We start from the raw sequence: 19,005 nt of genomic DNA on the forward strand, positions 1-19,005 counted from the left end.
AACGAGAAAGCGTAAAAATACTTCTTTTATTTTAGTTGACATAAAAACATTTTCATGAGTAAGAGTCTCAAAGTCCTGACACATCCTTTCGTTGGTTCCCTGTTTTTTGCTTCCCTATTGATCGCAACCCCCAATCAAGCCGCCTTTAGTGACATTAACAGCCATTGGGCGAAAGAATGTATCAGCCAGATGGCACCGCGAAAGCTAGTCAGTGGCTACCCAGATGGCACTTTTCGCCCCAACGCTACTATCACTCGCGCTGAATTTGCCGTGTTGATGCTGAATGCTTTTCCCGATGCACCAATAAAGCGCAATGGCACGAGTTTTAAAGATGTGCCTACGAGTTACTGGGCGCATAAGGCAATTCAAGATGCTTACAGACGAGGCTTTTTTTCCGGCTATCCAGGCGGAGTTTTTCAACCCAACCAAGCTATCCCGCGATCGCAAGCTGTAGGCGTTGTGGCTGGTGCTAAAAATTATAGTATCCCGGAAAATCCGACTCAAACTCTTGGGCAGTATTTTAACGATGCGACACAGATTCCAGAATATGCCAAGAATGCGATCGCATCCGCCGCAGTTAACAGCATCGTCGTCAACTATCCTAACGTCAAACAGCTAAAACCCAATCAAACTGCCACTCGTGGGGAAGTCGCAGCGTTGATGTGTCGGGCGTTAAATATATATGCTGTACCGCCACAATACATCGCCGGGGTGGAAGTGCAACCGATGGAAGTGCGGACTTTACCGGGAAAACTCGATACCGTTCCCACGTTTAATAGTAATAGCCCCGAACTTGTGACAACTGAAGGTATTTTGCTTTCTACCTTTCCCCCAACTGGTAAACAAGTACCCCAAGCACATTTAAACTTTCCCTTTCAAGGGCGATTTGATATATTTTCTCACCACATCGCCAGATCGGAAACTCAAAATAGCACTTTATATCAAGGCATGATTGTCCACAATCCAGGCGATCAACCCGCCACTGTGGAAGTGTTGCAAGCTGCTAGTTATCTCTCTACTCCAGAAGCGCCTTTTATAGCTTTACCCGACATCGTAGAAAATACCAACGGAACAGTCTATTCTGGCCCTGGCAGTCGTACTATGAATGATGTGTTGCGGGGAGTTAGACAGTCGAATTTTCCCGAAAAGTTGGTAATACCGCCTGGACAATCGGTAATGTTGATGAATCGGGCAATTCCAGTGCAGGCTCCTTCATCAAATGGTCGCTCGACGATGATGCGATTGTCCAGCGATCGCGCTGTCTATGTCGCCAACTTAGCCAAGAATTCCAGTCGTCCGCCCACGTTAGCAGAGTGGCAAAAGTTACTCGATACAGGCAGTTTAGCAGGAAAGCGCGATCCAGTTCCCACGCCTTTAGATCCTCCCAGAGAACCAACCATTTTCAGTCGCGTGGCGGGTGTCTCTCAAGGGGCGCAGTGGCAGGCTCAAATTACTGATAATAATAGTTCGGATTTGAGCATTCCTCCACCAGGAAAAGCAATTTCTTATCCTTTAGGTACTCTACATTTAATTACCCTTGGTACTGGGCAAATTCAAAGCGCTCCGATATTAGCTAGATATTCGGATACGGCCTACTTTGCCCATAGTAACTATGGAGTGGAATACAATCTTAGTTTACCACTGAATAACTCTACAAATCAACCCCAAACTGTTACTATATCGGTACAAACACCGTTGAAAGATGAAGGTGGTACAGACAGACTTTTGTTCTTAAATCCACGAGTTAATCAAGTGTTTTTTCGAGGTACAGTTAGGGTAAGTTATACTGACGATAATAAAGTTGAAAAAACGCGCTACGTTCATCTGGTACAGCGACGCGGACAACCTGGTGAACCGCTAGTAACGCTGAAGATGCCACCAGGCGAAAAAAGGCAAGTACGGGTAGACTTTCTTTATCCCCCAGATTCTACTCCGCCGCAGGTTTTGACTGTGAAAACGGCAGGATGATTCAAATGCGATCGCATCCTCAAAAACTTCTGACACATTTGTTATAAAGGTTTAAATACGGCTTGGGGATAGCGATCGCGTAATCTGGGAGAGTGCGATCGCGTGTTTTGGGGAGAGTGCGATCGCTTCCAGCTTTCAGTTAAGATGTCAAAAAACCATATATTTATAAAATGGCTGAAACGGGCAGAATTAGAGTTGCTAAAGATAAAGCAGATTTAGTGAAGGCTTTAACATCGGCAGATGGTGCAACAGGCCCTTTCCAAACCTATGCTGATGTAATCGTGTTTGCAGCAGCTTTAGGTGCAAAGCATAAAAAGCGTGTACCTTTAGGGGAAATTTCTAAAAGAGAACCTTCTCCCATTAGGTTAGAGTATTTTGCAACAATGGGTCATGATTGGGTAATCAAATTATTAGGCATTACTGAAACTCAAGATATAAAAATTTTATCCCTTAATGAAGAAGAATATGAAGCTAAACGCAATCATATCTTTGAAGAGTACGCTAATGGTGGACTAGAGCTCCTGCAAAATGAGTTGCGCGGATCAGTAGATTATTCAGAGCGAATTTTATTATTTTTAAGTTATGAACGAACGTACAAAGAGCAGCAAGACGAGGAATTTGACTTGAGCAAGTTTTTGTCTTGAACTAATCTTTGAAATCGTTGGGTCATTACCCTTCTGTTATAGGTAAATTTAAATCTTCGTTCCAAGGCCTTCTTAGCCTGCAATTGTCTGCTAACGTTGACAAATCTTCTTTTATTTGTTTTCTCACATTAGCACTATCTTGAAGCTTAATAGTCCATTCTGCTTTCCAAAACTCTTGAGGAAGTAATTTAACAATATGTAAAACCTGTGTTTCTAATTGTTCAGAATTAAAAATATCTACAAGGCTTAATTCCCATGCAAACTTCAAACGATCAGTAATGAACTCATTCAAGGCATTGATATTTACTTTCTTCATGAATGTGTTTTCTTTACCCCATAATTCTGTATAGTTGTCTTTTATAACTCGCCATATAGCACAAAAAATCTCAACTAAAGAATCTTCATCCTCATCCAAAAATGTAAACATTGCTCTTAAATATTTTATAGATTGTTCTATTGCTGCAATTTCAACTAATTGATTACCCTCTTTATTGTATGGCCACTTAAGTAAATTTTGAAAAGGGCTTATATCTAGATCATTGACATCTCGGAGTGTAGGTGATGTATTTCCATATTTTACGCCTGCTTTTAAAAGGCGATTTTGAAGTTCTTCTTCATTTAAATTAGCAATTATAGCCTTAACATTATTTGTAGGAACTCTTACAGCTTTATTATTTATCACTATGAACTGAAATGCCTGTTCTTCTATACTAGCATTGACCAAGCTCACAACAAGTATAGGTAAATCTTCAGAATCAAACTCTGACAAACCATAGAGGCGATGTTGTCCATCTACTACATATGCACAATAGTCATTTCCAGAAGTATTAAAGGAGAACTCAAGTGTTCCCCATTCCATCTGTTGTTCACAACCATTATGAAAGTTAGCTTCAGAAAGACATCCAGATAACTTTTCTTCTAAAGAAGAAAATTTTGCTTTGTCAGGCTCAAATGCCAAAAGAATATTATTAGGAATGGTATTATTGAAGCCAGATTTTACAAATCTAGTTATTGCCTTGCTTCTAGTTTCTCGTAACAAGCGTTGGGTACCGTCTGTAGAATCTTCCACTCGCCGAACTCTAGCCCACTGCTTAATATCTTTTACACGAGCATAAAATACAAAGAAAGGAGTAGTATTCTTATCTATGCGTTGCCTTACAAAACAACCAAAGTAAATTTTATCTTCCACAAAAACCTCCTCATTATGTCTAGTTAAAAACTTATTCTGGAGTATGTTCATCGCAATAGGCTTCAGTGTTAAGAAAGTGCCAGCTGTCATCTGGGTTGATGCGACCAAAATTTAATGTACCCACAATTGAAGCTGGCTCTCCACATACTGTGCAACTATAATCACTTTTTGCCCATACCGCTATTCTATACTCTTTTTTCATTTCCTTAGAAAAGTTTTCATCACTCTTATCACTTACCAAGCATATTTGTTCATAGTGAAAGTCACTTGCATCAATATAGTGCTGTTTTTTATCGTTGCAAATAGAACAAGATATTTTGAGGTTGAAATCTTCAGTAGCACCACCCATCGTTCTTGGCCATATATGTTCAATCTCTGATTCCTGTTCATTTAAATACTTCCCACAAATATAACAACGCAGTTCATTTTTAGCCTGATATTCTTTGAGCAGGCGTTTCTTACGAGGTGGTTTTACTTTTCTGCCTTTTGACTGAAGACAAGCCTGTAATAAAGCTAAAAGTTTTTCTGTTTTGTCTTTTGGAATACAGGTTGCTTCTGTAATGAAACGTCTAAGCTCTTCTACAAATTTTTGTGCTGGGAACTCGTCTGATTCATACTTCCTTTTTAAATACTCAGCAGTATTTATAAATCTCCTTAGCATATAATTTATACTACTTTCATAAACTATTTTAGAAAATTCACCATTAGCTATTAAAGCACTGTCAATTTCTGAAATAAAAAATTTTACTTCATTAAAATCTGTATTGTTATAATTATGAGGATAAAGCTCTTTTAAAAAGTTGCGTAGTTCCTGTCCTGGATTAGTACCATTCATTGATTAACATAAAAGACTTCATGTTTAATTTTAGTTGATTGGAGTGTATCTGAGATCCAAGTCTTACCCGGAACTACTCCACACTCAGAAACACCCCATTGACTCGGCGTGTTAAAGGACTGGTGGAAGCCCTACTGCTTTCGGTTCAACAAACTTACCATCAAAGCCCATCGTTTGTTTTTCAATAGTTCTTGCATCAGCCAGAGCCTTGCGAAGTTCCGCACGTTCCATCTGATCCTGAATTCCACCCAAGATGTAAACCACTAACCTCGCCGCCAAATCCCTTCCAGAAACCTGCACCCTCTTTTTATTTGGGTCATACAAAACCCCATACCACATAGATTGCGGGTACTCCATACCACTAAATCCGCCTTCCAGGTCGAACTTTCGCAGCTTCTTAAAAATGTCTTCCAGCGATAAACCTTTCCTAAATACCAAGATTCCCAAAGCTTGAACTAAAGCCACTTGACCAACAGGACGGAAAAGCATATTTCCCTCACCGCCATCCTTCTCAAAGCTGAAGCGTCGTAATTCCGGCGTATCCATTTCTTCGAGTATCTGATAACTTGGAAGGTTTGCCAAATTATCGAAAAGCTTCTGAAAATCCTCTATTCCCTCCTTCAGTTCCTCATCCTCCGGCCGCATGGCAATTAGACCTTTTTCCAAGGGTTTCCAGTGAGGGAACTTTTGCCCCAAATATCGCTCAGACATCTCTTTGAGAGCTTGCAACGTCGTCAAAACCGTTGACTTCGCTGCAACAGTCGCACTATTCCAATTAACGCGGGGCTTGCGATCTGAGTGCTGTTGCAAAAGCGGATGGGTGACAGCGATTTTTCTAGCAACAATCGAAAAACCATCATCCTCATTCAGCTGTGCTAACTGTCCTTTGCTCAAAGGTGTAGCCATCAGGTTGACATGAACAAAGAGCGATCTCACACGTCGCCTTGCTTGTTCGCGGGTTTCCCCAGCAGCGATCGCACAGATGAACTCAATACCAATTTTTTCCTTGGGTAAGCTTTGCAGATAAGCAGGTTCGACTTGATACTTTTCTATCAAGTCAGCAAGCGTAATGAAAGTGTCGTAAGGAGTTTTATCCTTTTTGTACCGTTGGAGTTTACCAGTTCTAATCAACTCCATCAAACCCTGCACCCCCATCAGTCGATGTTGACCATCCAGTGCATAAACGGTTACATCCGCCTCAGAAAGGTTGAGCAAACCGACTTTACCATCTTTATCCAGTGGCGTGAATTCGGTAGTAGATTTTGTGGCTCGTCTCTGGCTATCCCACTCAGCAGCTTTGGGATCATCCACCCAAGGTTGGTTAATAACTACGAGAACTGGCGGAAACTTGTGATTTTTCCGAGCCGCCAAATACTGCACTAGGGGTGCTTGACGCGACCAATCAAGCGGACGCTGCTGAATTTCATCAATGCTATCCGCGTCAATCTCGATGTTACCCGTCTCTGGATTGTATTTTTTCTGAAGCAGGGGTAAGCAAGAGGCGAAGTTAACCCGATTTGCAAACCATTCCAGGGTGACAGAGCCTACATAAGCCTCAATACCACCCATCTCAGTTTTCTGAACGAAAATCTGATCGTTCCTCCCAAGATAGTTCTCCAGCAGTACAGCGAGTATCTGTTGATCCTTCATTTCTCCCTCCTGGTATTCGCTAGGGACATCAGCGGTCGGGTCAAATGCACTGTCATTCATAGTGATTGGCTTTCAGAGTATGGGGTAGTACAGCTTAATTTTCTAAAAAAGTCCGTGCTAAGATATAGGTTTTTAAAAACCTTTAAGCTTTAAAATACAGAAGTTACCCTTGCAGTAGATATTGTTGGGTGAAGAATACTCATGTTTTGGTAGGTAGGGAGAAATGGCTACAACGCAACAGCAAGAAAATAAAAATCAGCCAGCGCGTACTGTGGCAGAATTAGTGGATGATATCCAAGCTCTCACCACTGAAATCCAAGAGTTATACTGCTTAGACGAAATACCTTGGTGTGTCGGCTATAGTGGCGGGAAAGATTCTAGTGCAACCTTACAGTTGATCTGGAATGCGATCGCTTCCCTCCCGCCCGAAAAGCGGACTAAGACGATATATGTTATCACAACAGACACGCTAGTAGAGAACCCAATAGTTGCTGCCTGGGTACGCAATTCCCTTAAACAGATGAAGTCTGAGGCTGAAGCGCAAGAACTCCCATTTGAACCCCATCTGCTACAGCCAGAATTCAAAGAGACATTTTGGGTAGGTTTGATTGGTAAAGGATATCCAGCGCCGCGAGGAAAATTTCGCTGGTGTACAGAACGCCTCAAAATTAATCCCTCTAACCGCTTTATTCGTGATGTTATTCGCTCCAGCGGTGAAGCCATTCTTGTCTTGGGAACTCGCAAAGCTGAAAGCACAAAACGTGCTTTCAGAATGAAAAAAATGGAAGCTCAACGGGTACGCGATCGCCTCAGCCCTAACATGAACTTGCCCAACTCCCTGGTTTATAGCCCTATTGAAGACTGGGAAAACGACGAAGTTTGGATTTATCTAATGCAGTGGGAAAACCCTTGGGGATACAGTAACAAAGACTTATTCGCCCTGTATCGGGGTGCTTCTGCGGATAATGAATGCCCTTTAGTTGTTGATACATCTACTCCTAGTTGTGGTAGCTCTCGTTTTGGTTGCTGGGTTTGCACAATGGTTAGTCAGGATAAATCACTGACAGCAATGATTCAGAATGACGAACAGAAAGAGTGGATGCAACCTCTACTTGATTTCCGTATGGAATTAGATGCTGAAGAAAACCGTGAGCGACGAGATTTTCGGCGGAGAACTGGTGAAGTGCAACTGTATGAGCGCAACTTAGAGGGTGAGATATCTGTTGAGCCTATTCCTGGCCCCTATCTTAAAGAAGCGCGGGAGGATTGGCTTAGAAAACTCCTTACTGTTCAAACACAAATCCAGCGCACAGCACCAGAAAATATGCGTGACATTACGCTAATTACAATAGAAGAAATGAGCGAAATTCGTCGCATCTGGTTAGAAGAAAGACACGAGTTTGATGATAGTTTACCTCGCATCTATGAGGAAGTCACAGGCGAACCTTTCAAAGATCCGCGTCCTGGTGCTGGTAGTAGTCTGCTAGGCGGCGATGAATGGGCTGTGCTAGAGGAAATCTGCGACGACGATAAGATGCACTTGGAACTCATGGCGAAGCTGCTAGACACAGAACGCCAGTATCGCAAGAAGTCTCGCCGCGTCGGTATATATGAGACTCTAGAGAAATGCTTTGAGACGAGTTCGCGATCGCCTGAAGAAGCCATTAAAAACGCCCACTTAAAACGTGATTTAAAAACCGCAGTTGGTAAAGGCGACGTTGACAAGGTAAAGCAGCTGACTTTGGGGGATGCGGTGGATGAAGATAACAGTGAACCCGTCAAACAGGAAACTTGGGGAAGTTTTAAATTTCCAGCCAGGAATTTAGACGATGGAGATTAACTGGTTTAACTGGTTCCCAGGCTGAGCGTGGGAACCCTTTACTAGAGGCTCTGCCAAATAATTGAATTTCCGGACGCTCCGCCTCCTGAGTGCATTCCCAGTCTCAGACTGGGAACGAGAAATATAAAACATAACCATGATTTTTCTTGAACTTGTACTGCAAAATTTTGGTTCTTATAGCGGACGACAAATTATCAACCTTCGTCCCATCGTTGATGACAATTCGCGTCGTCCAATTATCTTATTAGGTGGAATGAATGGCGGCGGAAAAACTACCTTCATGGATGCCATTCGTCTCGCGCTTTATGGACATCGCGCCCAATGTTCCACAAGGGGCAACTTGAGTTATAGTGATTTTCTCACACAATGCGTTAACAGCCACGCTCCGCCAATTGAAGACACTCGCGTAGAGTTGCTTTTTGAACATATCGAAAACGACAAACCAGTAAAATATAGGATTATCCGCTGTTGGACAAAAGACCCAAAAGACGGTAAAGATAACTTAGGTATTTTTGAAAAAGATGAAGATTGGCCCTCTGGCTTAGCTAATATTTGGGACGAGTACATTGAAAATCTGCTGCCATTAGGCATCTCTAATTTGTTTCTCTTTGACGGCGAACGAGTTAAAGAACTCGCAGAACAAGAAGTACCTCCACCTATTGTAGTTGATGCCATTAGCGGACTTTTAGGTTTAGAACTAGCTGAACGTTTATCAATAGATTTAGAAATATTAGTCAACCGCAAACGCAAAGCAATCGCTGATATCCAAGACCTAGCAAACTTAGAGGAACTTGAACAAAAACTCAAATTTCAACAAGAAGAATATCAAGTAACCGAGAATCAGCTAAAAGACCTTAAAGATGACTTGGAAGAAGCCGAAAAAAAGCAGCAAGAAGCATTTGATAAATTCATTACAGAAGGAGGTAAAATTGCCGGAGAACGTAGCCAGCTAGATAAACAGCGTCAGCAAAAAACAGTGGAAGCTGATGAAGCTCGTCAAGGTATGTGTGACTTAGCAGCAGATGTTTTACCGCTAGCGTTGATTGAACCTTTACTTACTCAGGCACAAACTCAAGCAGAAAAAGAATTTCGCATTCAACAGGCACAAATTGCACGGGATATATTATTTGAACGGGATAAGCGCCTGCTGAATTGGATTAGCCAGGTGGGTATTTCAGAAGAAAAAATTGAAAAAATTAAAGCTTTTCTCGACCAAGATATAGATACATTGAATTCACATTTTATCCAGCCTGAAGAATTGTGGTTATTAGCTGATGCTGAAAGCTTGAGCCAACTGGGTAATATCCTTTACTACTTGCAAAATGCTAAAAATCTCGCTCGTCAGCAAATAGGAATTATTAAAAATAAAGAGGAAGATATTATAAGGCTGGAAAGACAAATACAGACTGCTGCATCACCCGAAGATTATAATCATCTGCTTGTAGCACTTAAAGAAGCACAAAATAAAGTTGCTGAAGCTAAGGCGGCATATGAAACAGCCAATCATCGTTTAGTTGAATTAGACGCTGCGATCGCTAAGTTTAAAAAGGACTTAAAACAGTATACTGAGCAAAATATTGATCGGAAAAATAACGAGCATATTATTGCTGCATCTGCTAAAGTTCAAGAAACACTCAAGGTTTTCCGCGAACGATTGACGTTGAGAAAACTCAATAAATTAGAAGTTGAGGTGACAGAGTGTTTCCGTTATCTCCTGCACAAATCCGATTTAGTGCATCGCGTGGCAATTGACACCAACAGCTTCAGCCTTTCTCTTTACGATTTACAAGGTAAACTTGTTCCTAAACATCGCCTTTCAGCAGGAGAAAAACAACTACTAGCCATTAGTTTCTTGTGGGGATTAGCGCGGGTTTCTGGACGGAATTTACCAGTGGCAATTGATACGCCTCTCGGACGTTTAGATTCCTCACACAGAGCTAATTTGGTAGAAAGATACTTTCCCGCAGCCAGTCATCAGGTAATATTACTTTCTACTGATACTGAGATAGGAAAAAATGAGTTTCATAAATTGCACGAAAATGAAGCGATCGCTCGTGAATATCTCTTAAAATACGACTCCGGTAAGCAGCAGACAGTAATAGAACCAGGTTATTTCTGGGAGTAATCCAACCTCCCGCCGTCTTATCCAACCGAGTCCTGCTAACCTGCCATTGGCTACAAAATTAAACAGAAGAAGCGGGTTTGAAACCCGCCTCTGAAACCTTATTTGAGTACGTTTGGGTAAATTCCCTATGTCACCATTATTGACTCGCTCACCATAACTGTGCAATCTATCAAGTCATTTTTTGCACAATCTTTAAGAACTCCTGCTTAAATGTAAAGAATATACCAGCGATGTCCCAAAGGGACGACCCTTTTGAGGGGTTCGCACTTAATTAACTCAGCTTCCCCCATAAGCGGGAGCGCCACCACTCTCATAAGCATATCTCTCTTCTTTTACTACAGCCGAGCCGCTTTCTTATGGAACCACCATTTGACAGAATTAAACTTTCTCAAACTGCCAAAGAACAGCTTACTAAGCTAAAGCGCAGTACTAAAATAGAGCAGTGGAATATCCTTTGTCGCTGGGCGTTTTGTCGTTCTCTCTGCGAACCAAGTATTCCTTCACCAGTGCCAATTCCTGCTGATAGCAATGTCGAGATGACTTGGCGCGTCTTTGGCGGAGAAATGTCTGATATTTTGTTAATCGCCCTGAAACAACGCTGTCACAATGATGGCTTAGGTACTGAACGAGAAACTTTAGCTAATCAATTTCGCCTCCATTTGCATCGCGGAATTGGTTATTTAGCTGGAGATCCAAATATTAAGAAAATTGAAGATTTGGTTGCTGTGGCAATGGAAATAAAAAGTTAAGTTAGGCATTGACTTTAGCCGTTTATTTCTGAGAGTATATTTTCGATAAGGAAGAAATAGCATTTAATATTTTGTTGGAACGGATTTCCATCATTTAAAAATGCCATAAAGTAAAGTGGGCAAAATAGCCAAGGTAAATAAAACTTTGTCTCGCATCGCTTATCACATCAATGGCATTTTTAAACCCTTGAGACTTCGCCCCCTTTCCTCCTCCCGCAACCCTTTGGTTTGCACCAATACCCCAAAATTGCCCAAACCCATTGGATCAATTAGCTGGTGTAGCGTATCCCGACAGCGGAGTAAACCAGAAATGCCTTGCGACTTTACGATATTTTCTCCCCCTGTAGAAAGGGCAGTAATGCGATCGCCCAAACCCAACGCCATCAAAAACAACCCTTGCTGAGTAAAACCCAACTTTGGCAATTGCAAGCGATCGCCCCAGCGCTCCAGAGCCGTAAAATCCACATGAGCCGTGATATCCTGCTGCCCAATATTTATATAAGGGTTGTCATGGTGCATATGGCGGTAATAGCACTGTAGCGTCCCCTGTCTCCGCCCTAGACTATAATAACGACTCGCCGGATAGCCATAATCAATTGTTAAAAGATACCCACGTTGTAGCGCTTCGGCGACTGTACTCAGCCAGTTATAAGCTGCTAAATTAATTTCACTGCGATACCCATCTGCATAAACGCTAGAAAGTAATTCAATCCCCACCAAGTCCAAATATTCTGTCAGCTTTGGTGTCGAAGGAACGCCTGTCACTTCCTCGAAAGTCACTCCATCCCTCGAAGTAACATAAATTTCCCGAATTTGCCCTTCTTCAACAGCAAACTGATGCACTGGTAACGCATCCACCAACTCATTAGAAAAAAAGCAGCCGACAATAGAGTTTTTCGGTATTTCTTCTAGAGAACACCACCTTACTAAGGCAGCAGTTTTACCCAGCATATTCTGTAAAACTTGCTGTTGTTGAGAAATTAACCCAGGGGCAATTTCAACAATAACGTACTCCAAAACCTCAAAAATTTCTGGATAGTGTTGTTGCAAATAGCGCAAAATATCTGCCGCTAAGATTCCCGCACCAGCGCCCATTTCCACAAGGGTAAAAGGCACCGGATTCCCTAGAATATCCCACATTTCGGCAAATTGTTCAGCTAGTAATTCGCCAAAGTCAGCACCCAGATGAGGCGAAGTAAAAAAGTCACCCTCCGCCCCAATATTAACCGCATTAGTAGCATAGTAGCCGTGCTGCGGTTCGTACAGCACCCACTCCATATATTGTGCAAAAGTGATGCGCCTTTCGGGACTTTCTGCGATGCGACTAGCAATTAAACTTCGCAGCAGCACTTCAGAAGGCTGAATTAATTCATCCTTCATCCTTCATTTTTCCCAGAAACTCTTCCACTTGGGCTGCTGTTGGCTGGGAAGCGATCGCTCCCGGCTTCATTGCACACGTCGCCCCCACCGCACTAGCATATCTCACCACACGCTTAGCCATTTCTGCATCGGTAAGACTTTTGATGCCATGTTGACACAACTGATGGATGAAACCAGCAACAAACCCATCACCCGCACCTGTTGTATCCACCACCGGGACGGAAAAAGCAGCCAGCCTACCTTCATTTTCACCCAGACAGTATGCACAACCTTTTTCACCAGAAGTCACTAAAACGCCTTCTACTGAATCCAGACGATAAGTAATAGCGCCAGCATCCATTGTGTCAAATAGCCATTCGGCTTCTTCTTCAGCAACCTTGAGGAAATCGACGTGCTTTAAGAGTTCTAAAATCAGAGGCTTAGATGCGCTAGGGTCAGGCCAAAACATATCGCGCCGATTCACATCTAATACAATTTTGACATCGTACTGATCTGCGAGATTAAGCGCTTGAGCGATCGCTTCCTTACTATCGGGATAAGCTAACTCCAGCGTCCCCAAGACTAGAAAATCAGCCTCTTCAAACAAAGCCACTGGCAGATTAGACGCACTCAGGTGAGTATCAGCAAATTCTGTGGTATCAAGTTCGCCAAACCCGGCAAACGTGCGATCGCCCTCCAAAGAGCGTGTAACATAAACTTGTCGCGTTGGTGCCGTAGGATGGCGCTGTACGCCCTTAGTATCTACACCTACATCCTGCAACAACTTTACCAATTCGTTTCCCGGCGCATCTTCACCAACACAGCCAATAAATCCAGATGGCGTTCCCAACTTTACCAGCGCACACGCCACATTAGCTGGTGCGCCGCCTGGGTATGGTGTCCAAGATTCGACATCTTCAAGCGATCGCCCCAATTGCTCGGCTAGCAAATCAAACAAAATTTCTCCGAGGCAGAGAACACGGGGATGAGTCACAGCTGCACTCCTTGTGTACGTAAACTCAGCCTACCAGAAAAGGAAAAAGTTACCCCAAGGATAAAGGATAAAGAATGAATTATTCTTCCAAGTCCTCCTTGTTCCTTGCCCCTATCCCCCAATCCCAGTCGGGATCGGGCTTACCCGCCAAGGATATTCTAAAATTGAAATAGATAATAAGTAGTTATACTAAGGAAGAAATACTTATGTCCAGTAGCGAGACCCATATCCCCGCGAGTCTTTCGGATCGCGAACTGCAAATCATCGAGCTAGTTTCTGGTGGTTTAACCAACGACAAAATTGCCCAGAAGCTAGAAATCAGCAAACGCACAGTTGATAATCACATTAGCAATATCTTGACCAAGACCAAAACTAACAATCGTGTAGAACTACTACGCTGGGCGTTGCAGTGGGGAAAGGTTTGTATAAATGATGTTAACTGCTGCCCCTTGCCAACGCCTAGTGATGAAGTGATTTCCTAAAATGGCTAATAGCTAATGGCTAATTGTCAATAGCTATTAGCCATTAGCCATAATGATTATTCGTTATCTGTCAGTTTTAGCAGTTGCATTATTCGCTGGATTGAGCAGTTGTAGCAATGGTGTCTTGCTCACCCCACCCCCACAATTGCTCGGAGCCTCCTTAAATAGCTTAGCTGCCGAGCAAGAACCCCAGCTATCCTACGATGGGCGCTACTTGGTCTTTACCTCCTCCCGCCAAGCCCATCGAGGCATCTTTCTTTATGATGTCCGCCAACGTCGCCTGATTAACTTACCAGGACTCAATCAGTCCAGTATCATTCAGGAACAACCAGACATCAGTGCCGATGGTCGTTACATTGTATACATCTCCGAGGAGCGAGGCAAGCCAGATGTATTCGTTTATGACCGCCAAGCCTTGCAATCTGAAGTCATTACTGACAATATTTCAGGCGAAGTCCGCCATCCGACAATTAGTGGCAATGGTCGATTTATAGCCTTTGAATCTAACCGTTCGGGACAGTGGGACATTGAAATTTACGATCGTGGCCCCAGCATAGAATTATCCTTACCTAGACCCGCGTCGCTTCCAGAAACGTCACAGCCTGCGCCTCCCGATACTCCTAGCCCCTAGAGAAGGAAAAAGACAAAAGTGAAGAATTCTTGTTTTTTGCCTTTTACCTTTGCATGATTGCCATTTTTTCCCAACGACTTCCAGGCGTAAACGCTACAGTTGAAAAACATCTCAGTTAATCAATCTGCAAGTTTGGAGTAGTTCTGATCTATGACTACTGCTTCTGCTTCCTCTTATACTGGCAACTTCTGGACCTTTGATTCTCCCGCCCCTCAAGCCACACAAGATGCTGATTTACTCAAACAGCTAAACTTTGTTCCCGGCTTGAAAGAAATTCTGATGCTGCGTCAGGTTCATGCTTTGGAACACGCCACAGTTTGGGTTTTGAGCGATCGCTTAAACTCATATTCCTCAAGAAGTGCTTCAATGTCCCGTCAAATGGACAACGACACCTTGGGCGGTTTATCCACCGACCAAGGCTTTTACATCTACGGTCAAGTTAACACCTCCGAGTTGCATCGTGCAGTTCGCATCGCCCTCCAGCGCACCACCAGCGGCGAATGGAACCTAGCTGTGCATCCCCGTTGTGGCACGAATTTGTCTGTCGGGATGCTCGTGACCGCCGGGCTAGCCTTGGGTGTCTATCTCATCCTACCTCGCAGTCCTATAGAGCAAATCTTGGGTTTGGGCATCGCTGCCACAGCTGCTGCCCAATTAACACCTGACCTGGGTAGTCTCGCCCAGAAGTACATTACAACATCAATTCCCTTCAACTTGGCAATTGATGAGATTTCCGCGACACCTGACATCTGGGGGCGTCCCGCGCATTTCGTCCGAGTGCGCTGGCGGGAGCGGTAATAAAACTTAAAGGCTAGATGGTTGGTGCGAGTCCCGATCCAGTAGTACGCTTTAGCTTAATGACGTAAGGGAAAAAACACTTATGGTTCAACGTGGTTCAAAAGTTCAGATTCTCCGCAAAGAATCTTTCTGGTTTCAGGATACTGGGACTGTTGCATCCGTAGACCAAAGCGGCATCAAATATCCAGTAATTGTCCGCTTCAATAATGTCAACTACGCTGGTGTTAATACCAACAACTTTGGTATGAACGAAGTGCTAGAGATTGAAGCGCCGAAGCCAGGAGCCAAGAAAACTACTACGGCCGCTTCCGGTGGCAAACAAACCACCATCGACGAACGTACTCGCAGAACAGGTCAGGGGAACCGAGTTGTTGATGGCAACCCCGCTGCCGCACCAGAGTCTGGAGAAGGTAGCTCGGTTGTACAAGGCGCTCCCAATCAGGGAACTGACTCGCGTTAAGTTGTGCCAGAACTGCCTGAAGTAGAAACAGTTCGTCGGGGTCTAAATAAACTGACCCTCAACCAAGAAATTGGGGGTGGTGATGTGTTGCTTGAACGCACCATTGCCCACCCCCTTTCCTCTGTAGATTTCTTGGCTGGGGTTGCAGGTTCAGTTATTACCCAGTGGCACCGACGCGGTAAATACCTGCTTGCTGAACTTTCCCCCAGAGGCTGGTTGGGGGTTCACCTGCGGATGACTGGTCAGTTGCTGTGGGTCCCTTTGCAGGAGCCATTACAGAAACATACGCGAGTGCGGTTGTTTTTTACAGGTGATTCGGCTGAAGGCGATCGCTTCACTTCACAAGAATTACGTTTTGTTGACCAGCGAACCTTCGGTAAAATGTGGTGGGTACCCCCAGGAACTCCTCCAGAAAGAGTCATCACTGGGTTACAGAATTTAGGACCAGATCCCTTTTCCGCAGATTTTACCGTTGAGTACCTGGCTCTGAAACTGCAAAATCGTCGTCGTCCCATTAAAACTGCCCTGCTCGATCAGTCTCTGGTGGCTGGAATCGGCAACATCTACGCCGATGAAGCTTTATTTCTCAGTAAAATTCAACCAACAACACTCTGTACTAACCTGAGCCTAAAGCAAATTGCGCGTCTCCTCGAAGCAATTATTCAAGTTTTGCAAGCCAGTATCGATGCTGGTGGAACAACCTTTAGTAACTTTCTCAATGTCCAAGGGATCAACGGTAACTATGGCGGTGTCGCCTGGGTTTATAACCGCGCTGGTGTCCCCTGTCGAGTCTGTAACACACCCATTGAACGAATCAGATTAGCCGGACGCTCGGCTCATTTCTGCCCCCAGTGCCAACAATCTACTTGTCCGAAAAATTGAAAAACAGTCTGTGTCTGGCGGGTGCATCACGGTTTTGCAAGAATGTCAAACCAGTAAGAGTTCGCTCAGGTAGGCGCAAGGAAGTCTTAGCATCTGATTCACATCTTTGGGTAACCATTGTGCCCCGAAAATCTTTAACCTTGGAGCTATTTGTTTAACTGCCCACTCAACGGTTCCTGAACCAATTGCATATACATTTTCTCTTAAAATTTACTTGTATAGCGCTCGAAGCAAAGGTGAGGAGATAATAGAGAAAAAGGAAACGTCAAAAAAAATGCCTGCACCCTACAGCTACGACTTAAGAAAAAAGTGCTTTCTTGCGAGACGTTGCTGAAAGAGTAATGATTTAAGCGAAAAGAGGAACTGTTCGATACTTCAAATAGTGGAGCAGCAAGCGAAGCGAACACTTCAACATCAAGGACTGACGCAGGAGTAGCACAAGGTTTTTCGGTGCTACCGTGCCAGGTAATGCCCCTGCCCTTGTGTTCGCCCCCTCAACCCGACTCATATAGGTCTTGCTGATAATTCTGGTCGCCCGACTCAATGAACATCGGATAGACCTTCCATCCATCGGTGACATAGAACAAACAGTGCCAGCACTTGACGAGCAGCCACAAGGGCTTAAAGGTTTCTGCACTGCCATCACCCTATCACCCATGCCAGAATTCCAGCTTGTTTGTGATTAACGGTACACCAAATAATCCCTCTTTTGTTACTAGGGGGAGAGGATAATCAGGAAGAGATTCAACTAGCAATAGGGAAACTGACAGGAGAAGCGCGAAAATCATTCATGAGGTGAATTAATTTCAAAAAGCAACGTTTCATCCCAGGAATGTTAAATACTTGTAGCCAAGGCTGAATCAAACAATAAAAAATATAGGGTTGAAGAATCAATCTCAGGTTATTCAATGCACTCTGACCTGTTGAACCGAACTCCCAATCAGGATGTTGACTATGTTGAGAAATATTGGAGTCACTTGAGTCTGGCACTAATGATGTAGATGTTGGGCTTGATTGGGGTAAAAATTGAAATGAAGCAGCCTGAATGCTGACTAAAAGATAGGCGCTAAAAATCATTCCCCACCACCGTTCAATACTTTTATAGTCAGTTAGACGAAAATCCGCCCAGCCCTTGTTCATTCTTGACTTGCTTAAAACCATATTCAATCCAGTTTCGTAAACTATATAACTGAGCTACATTCGGTGGCAAATCAATTGATAAATTGGTCATGATGTACCAACTTTCATCTCCAGTTGGGTCGGGAGTATTTGTCTTACTAATTTGGTAATATCTCCGGCGGTGACGTTTGCCAAAAATAATTTCTCTCAGGTAACGAGTTTCGGTTGGGCGGTGCGAAAGCTTTTGCTGGTAAGCTTTCCAGCGGTTATAACCTTTTTGGCTTCCGGGCGGCATCAACACTTCATGATTCGAGCGAATTGCGACGATAAACATCATTTGTAACTTCTCTATGCAGCTAATTACATCTCCACTTTCTCCGTAGAGGCTATCTGCTAAAACTAACTTGATTTTAAATCCCCATTCTTTTAACTCTTGAATCATATCTATTGCTATTTGGGGTTTGGTTTTATATTTGTCTCCTGGTTTTAGGCGGTTTTTTGGTTTAAATATTTGAAAGATTAATGGATAAGTAATTCCCTCTACTACCCCATAGGCGTTTACTGACACTATTCCATTTTCGACTTTCCCTAAATTTCCAATATATTGACGAGTTACATAGTCGGTTGATTTTCCCTTTTTCTTATCCCCGGTTTCGTCAATACATAAAATTATTTCTCTTTCCCCAATCAATATCTTTGTTAACCACAGCCTCATTTCTCTTAATTTTTTTGTATCCCACAGTGCATCTCTCAAAAAATGATGTAATGATTGACCGGATTTTAGACCTACTGTTTTCGCTCTTTTTGGCAAGGATTTTTGGGGGATTTCTGATAGCATCCCTAGGTGTAAATACTTGAATGCTTCAAAATGCCTGACATCCTCAAATATTGAATAATACTGTTGACAATAGTTATCGATGAAGCCGACTGTATTTACTGCTTCTCTACGTGGCGTAACCATCGCTGTTACTTACTGTTTCTGGTTTCCTTCCTAATTATCCTCTCCCCCTAGTAACACAAGAGGGATAATCATTTCATTGTTCAAAGATAGACTTATCTCAGCACGATTAAAAGAACGATTAGATGCGTTTGCAATAGACAACTCTCTAGCTACCAAAACCGCAAAGCCGACTTCAATATTTATTGAAGTCGGCTTTGATTGAAAATATAACCTGGCACTGAGCTATTTTCCCAGGCAGTCACCCACCAAGTATCTTCGCCGCAGCCGCGTTTCACCTCCGAGTTCGGGATGGAGTCGGTGTGGTTCCACAGCGCTAATA

The 19,005-nt window shown here is 43.3% G+C and carries 17 protein-coding genes, 1 rRNA gene and 1 pseudogene; 10 read left to right on the forward strand and 9 right to left on the reverse strand.

All coding sequences use genetic code 11. The features are described 5' to 3' along the window. Positions 1-54: 54 nt before the first annotated feature. Positions 55-1,968, forward strand: a complete 1,914-nt coding sequence (locus H6F77_RS14295; protein WP_190489386.1) for a DUF3370 family protein — start codon at positions 55-57, stop codon at positions 1,966-1,968. Positions 1,969-2,138: 170 nt separating this feature from the next. Beyond that, positions 2,139-2,612 carry a DNA phosphorothioation-associated protein 4 gene (locus tag H6F77_RS14300; RefSeq protein WP_190427693.1) on the forward strand — a complete coding sequence of 158 codons (474 nt, stop codon included), beginning with the start codon at positions 2,139-2,141 and terminating at the stop codon, positions 2,610-2,612. 25 nt (positions 2,613-2,637) lie between these two features. Here H6F77_RS14300 and H6F77_RS14305 read toward each other — a convergent pair whose 3' ends face one another. The 3 genes from H6F77_RS14305 to H6F77_RS14315 all read right to left on the reverse strand — a co-directional run bounded on the left by H6F77_RS14305 (position 2,638) and on the right by H6F77_RS14315 (position 6,346). Further along, on the reverse strand, positions 2,638-3,801 hold the full coding sequence (locus H6F77_RS14305) for a DGQHR domain-containing protein (protein ID WP_190427692.1): 1,164 nt from the start codon (positions 3,799-3,801) through the stop codon (positions 2,638-2,640). Between the two features lie 31 nt (positions 3,802-3,832). After that, positions 3,833-4,636 carry an HNH endonuclease gene (locus H6F77_RS14310; protein ID WP_190427688.1) on the reverse strand — a complete coding sequence of 268 codons (804 nt, stop codon included), beginning with the start codon at positions 4,634-4,636 and terminating at the stop codon, positions 3,833-3,835. 111 nt (positions 4,637-4,747) lie between these two features. Further along, on the reverse strand, positions 4,748-6,346 hold the full coding sequence (locus H6F77_RS14315) for a DGQHR domain-containing protein (RefSeq protein WP_190427678.1): 1,599 nt from the start codon (positions 6,344-6,346) through the stop codon (positions 4,748-4,750). A 163-nt stretch (positions 6,347-6,509) separates the two neighbouring features. Between H6F77_RS14315 and dndC the strand changes: the two genes are divergently transcribed. From dndC to dndE, 3 genes are all read left to right on the forward strand, one after another. Continuing rightward, positions 6,510-8,126, forward strand: a complete 1,617-nt coding sequence (gene dndC, locus H6F77_RS14320) for a DNA phosphorothioation system sulfurtransferase DndC (RefSeq protein WP_190427676.1) — start codon at positions 6,510-6,512, stop codon at positions 8,124-8,126. Between the two features lie 136 nt (positions 8,127-8,262). Further along, entirely contained in the window at positions 8,263-10,251 is a 1,989-nt protein-coding gene (gene dndD / locus H6F77_RS14325; protein ID WP_190427674.1) for a DNA sulfur modification protein DndD, read from the forward strand. Positions 10,252-10,607: 356 nt separating this feature from the next. Continuing rightward, the gene (dndE, locus tag H6F77_RS14330) at positions 10,608-11,000 is read left to right on the forward strand and encodes a DNA sulfur modification protein DndE (RefSeq protein WP_190427671.1); all 393 of its coding nucleotides are present in this window, start codon (positions 10,608-10,610) and stop codon (positions 10,998-11,000) included. A 162-nt stretch (positions 11,001-11,162) separates the two neighbouring features. Here dndE and H6F77_RS14335 read toward each other — a convergent pair whose 3' ends face one another. Beyond that, positions 11,163-12,380: a class I SAM-dependent methyltransferase gene (locus H6F77_RS14335; protein ID WP_190427669.1), complete on the reverse strand. Its 1,218-nt coding sequence runs from the start codon at positions 12,378-12,380 to the stop codon at positions 11,163-11,165. After that, positions 12,370-13,353 (reverse strand): PfkB family carbohydrate kinase, encoded by a 984-nt coding sequence (locus H6F77_RS14340; protein ID WP_190427667.1) that lies wholly within the window; start codon positions 13,351-13,353, stop codon positions 12,370-12,372. Before H6F77_RS14340 ends, H6F77_RS14335 begins: the two co-directional genes overlap by 11 nt. A gap of 206 nt (positions 13,354-13,559) precedes the next feature. On the opposite strand from H6F77_RS14340, the gene pedR reads away from it, so the two are divergent. From pedR to H6F77_RS14365, 5 genes are all read left to right on the forward strand, one after another. After that, positions 13,560-13,835: a photosynthetic electron transport-dependent transcriptional regulator PedR gene (pedR, locus tag H6F77_RS14345; RefSeq protein WP_190427666.1), complete on the forward strand. Its 276-nt coding sequence runs from the start codon at positions 13,560-13,562 to the stop codon at positions 13,833-13,835. Between the two features lie 52 nt (positions 13,836-13,887). Then, a complete protein-coding gene (locus H6F77_RS14350) occupies positions 13,888-14,466 on the forward strand; it encodes a TolB family protein (RefSeq protein WP_190427663.1) in 579 nt (192 codons plus the stop codon). A 150-nt stretch (positions 14,467-14,616) separates the two neighbouring features. After that, a complete protein-coding gene (locus H6F77_RS14355) occupies positions 14,617-15,264 on the forward strand; it encodes a DUF6391 domain-containing protein (protein WP_190427660.1) in 648 nt (215 codons plus the stop codon). Positions 15,265-15,346: 82 nt separating this feature from the next. Next, the gene (locus tag H6F77_RS14360; RefSeq protein WP_190427657.1) at positions 15,347-15,724 is read left to right on the forward strand and encodes a photosystem I reaction center subunit IV; all 378 of its coding nucleotides are present in this window, start codon (positions 15,347-15,349) and stop codon (positions 15,722-15,724) included. 3 nt (positions 15,725-15,727) lie between these two features. After that, positions 15,728-16,606, forward strand: coding sequence for a DNA-formamidopyrimidine glycosylase (locus H6F77_RS14365; RefSeq protein WP_190427655.1), 879 nt, complete (start codon positions 15,728-15,730; stop codon positions 16,604-16,606). A gap of 346 nt (positions 16,607-16,952) precedes the next feature. Here the strand turns inward: H6F77_RS14365 and H6F77_RS27905 are convergent. The 4 genes and pseudogenes from H6F77_RS27905 to rrf form a co-directional block, all read right to left on the reverse strand. Beyond that, a pseudogene (locus H6F77_RS27905) lies at positions 16,953-17,305 on the reverse strand (IS1 family transposase); the annotation flags it as partial. 45 nt (positions 17,306-17,350) lie between these two features. Continuing rightward, on the reverse strand, positions 17,351-17,746 hold the full coding sequence (locus H6F77_RS27415; protein WP_199313352.1) for a hypothetical protein: 396 nt from the start codon (positions 17,744-17,746) through the stop codon (positions 17,351-17,353). After that, a complete protein-coding gene (locus tag H6F77_RS14375; protein WP_199321341.1) occupies positions 17,712-18,686 on the reverse strand; it encodes an IS701 family transposase in 975 nt (324 codons plus the stop codon). The genes H6F77_RS27415 and H6F77_RS14375 overlap by 35 nt, the downstream gene beginning before the upstream one ends. A gap of 209 nt (positions 18,687-18,895) precedes the next feature. After that, a 5S ribosomal RNA gene (gene rrf, locus H6F77_RS14380) occupies positions 18,896-19,005 on the reverse strand; the annotation flags it as partial.

Source organism: Microcoleus sp. FACHB-831 (genome assembly GCF_014695585.1).
GTDB lineage: Bacteria > Cyanobacteriota > Cyanobacteriia > Cyanobacteriales > FACHB-T130 > FACHB-831.